Genomic DNA, 2,212 nt, shown 5'->3' with positions numbered 1-2,212 from the left:
TTTGGTTGATCAGCTAATTTAGCCATACAAATCGTCATAGAACCTCATTATTGCTTACATTAAATTATTATTGCATTTGTTTTTTCGCATTTTACATGATCAGCAAAATGCGAAAAAACAAATTTATGCATAATATGTCTAGTCATTACCTAAATTTAAGTATAGAAACGCTACTTTCATTCTCATCAATGAATCTCAAGCTACCAATTTTCTAATCAGGTAATGTTAACATAAAATCAAGAATATCTTGCGCAATTTCCTTTACATGAGTTTCTAAGGCAAAATGACCCGTATCGTAAAGCTTGACAATTGCATTCGGTATATCTCTTTTATAAGCTTTGGCACCTTCTGGAAGAAAATAAGGGTCTTTATCTCCCCAAGCTATCAAAGCCTTGGGCTGGTATTCTCTGAAGTATTTTTGAAATTCTGGATAAAGATCCACGTTATGTTTGTAATCATATAATAAGTCAAGTTGTTTTTCGTCAGATCCTGGCCGATCAAGAAAGTATTGGTCCAGTGTATATGCTTCAGGTGCAATTAATTCAGGATTTTCGACCCCGGTAAAATATTGAAACCTGAGCTCTTGCTCTTTTACAAATCCTCTTAGCGCATCCCTATCCTTTACTGAGTTGCTAATCCAATATCTTTTTACTGCATCCCATGCAGTACCCAATCCTTCTTCATAAGCGTTGCCATTCTGCGATATAAATCCTGTTATTTTTTCTGGGTTTGCCATCATTAAGCGATAGCCCGTAGGTGCACCGTAATCAAATACATATACTGCAAACCTTTTGAGTTCCAAAGTGTCGATAAATGCCTGCATCACGTTAGTAAGGTTATCAAACGTGTAATCGAAATTTTCCCTTTTAGGAGAGTCTGAATAGCCAAATCCGGGAAGATCAGGAGCTATCACATGATAATTTTTATTCAAAATCGGAATAAGACTTCGAAACATATGTGATGATGTGGGATAGCCATGGAGAAGTAGTATTACTGGAGCGTCCTGTGGTCCAGACTCCCGATAAAAAATATTATGTCCGGCTGCATTTATTGTGCGATAGTAGATGTTACGCTCTGTGTTTTCTGTTTGTTTTTTTAGATTCACTTTAGATTGTGCCATAATATATGGATTTAGTATTAAGGTTAATATGACAAGTATGCTTGTCACAGAAAATTTATTTGTTTTATTTTTCATACTACAAACTTATAGGCTATATTTGATTATTAAAAATGATTTATTACGATATCAAATATCACAATTTATGATTTATGAACATTAATGATCTGAAATTATTTATGGCGGTTGCTTTCCATGGTAATTTTACCAAAGCTGCAGAAGCGTCTTATACTGTACAATCGAATGTAACAGCAAGGATAAAAAGTCTGGAAGAAGAGTTTGATACGAAATTGTTTTTGAGAACTTCTAGAAAGGTTGAACTTACCTCAGCGGGGGAGACACTACTACATTATTCCAAGCAAATTATTAACTTAATTGAAGAGGCAAAAATATCCATCGGAAAAAACGACATAGTTAATGGTCAAATTAAAATAGGCTTTCTAGAAACTACAATGGCTCATAAAGGACCTAGCATTGTCCACGAAATGGCTGACAAATTTCCTCTGATTGATCTTCATTTAACTTCAAGTATGCGTGATACGCTAATTGATAGCGTGTTAAACTACAAATTAGACGCAGCATTTATACCCGCGCCGGTATACAACGAAGAGCTGAAACAGATTCATGTTAATGACGAGCGTATTGTCGCCGTAACGCCAATCTTTGTTAAAAATCTCGAAGATTTGCTAGAACAACCTCTTATGAAAGCAATTGTGTTTGATCAAGGTTGCTTTTTCAGAGCTCGATTGGAAGCTTGGCTGATAGGCCATAACATTATGAATTATCATAAAACGGTCATCAACTCCATAGAAGGAGTTGTCAATTTCATAGAATCTGGAATTGGTTTTAGCTTTCTGCCTGAAGAAATTGTATCAACCTTTTATAGTGGAAGGAAAATTAAAACACATGCTTTACCTAAAGAAATTGGGGCTGTCAAAAACGCCCTAATCTATCGTAAAGAGAGTGTATCCTCTCCTGTGCTCAAAGCGTTTATTAGTCTATTTACATAATGAAATCTTGTAAAATGTATGCTATACTGAAGAACCATATGAGACTGTAAAACAAACTGTGTCAAGAGTTATAAATGTTAACTTA

Annotated in this window: 2 protein-coding genes; one reads left to right on the top strand and one right to left on the bottom strand. The window is 34.9% G+C overall.

Annotation, left to right across the window (positions count from 1 at the left end):
- Positions 1-211 precede the first annotated feature (211 nt).
- The gene (locus NGM62_RS21760; protein WP_262250409.1) at positions 212-1,195 is read right to left on the bottom strand and encodes an alpha/beta fold hydrolase; all 984 of its coding nucleotides are present in this window, start codon (positions 1,193-1,195) and stop codon (positions 212-214) included.
- 74 nt (positions 1,196-1,269) lie between these two features.
- On the opposite strand from NGM62_RS21760, the gene NGM62_RS21755 reads away from it, so the two are divergent.
- The gene (locus NGM62_RS21755) at positions 1,270-2,127 is read left to right on the top strand and encodes a LysR family transcriptional regulator (RefSeq protein ID WP_262250408.1); all 858 of its coding nucleotides are present in this window, start codon (positions 1,270-1,272) and stop codon (positions 2,125-2,127) included.
- The last annotated feature ends 85 nt before the right edge of the window (positions 2,128-2,212 follow it).

This window comes from Parapedobacter soli (genome assembly GCF_025460835.1).
Lineage (GTDB): Bacteria > Bacteroidota > Bacteroidia > Sphingobacteriales > Sphingobacteriaceae > Parapedobacter > Parapedobacter soli.
Note: the sequence above shows the minus strand (reverse complement) of the source record. Positions and strands in the feature narration are given on the sequence as shown.

Bases quoted from the DNA above. Each gene is read 5' to 3' on its own strand.
- NGM62_RS21755 (WP_262250408.1), top strand. From the start codon at position 1,270: ATGAACATTAATGATCTGAAATTATTTATGGCGGTTGCTTTCCATGGT.
- NGM62_RS21760 (WP_262250409.1), bottom strand. From the start codon at position 1,195: ATGAAAAATAAAACAAATAAATTTTCTGTGACAAGCATACTTGTCATA.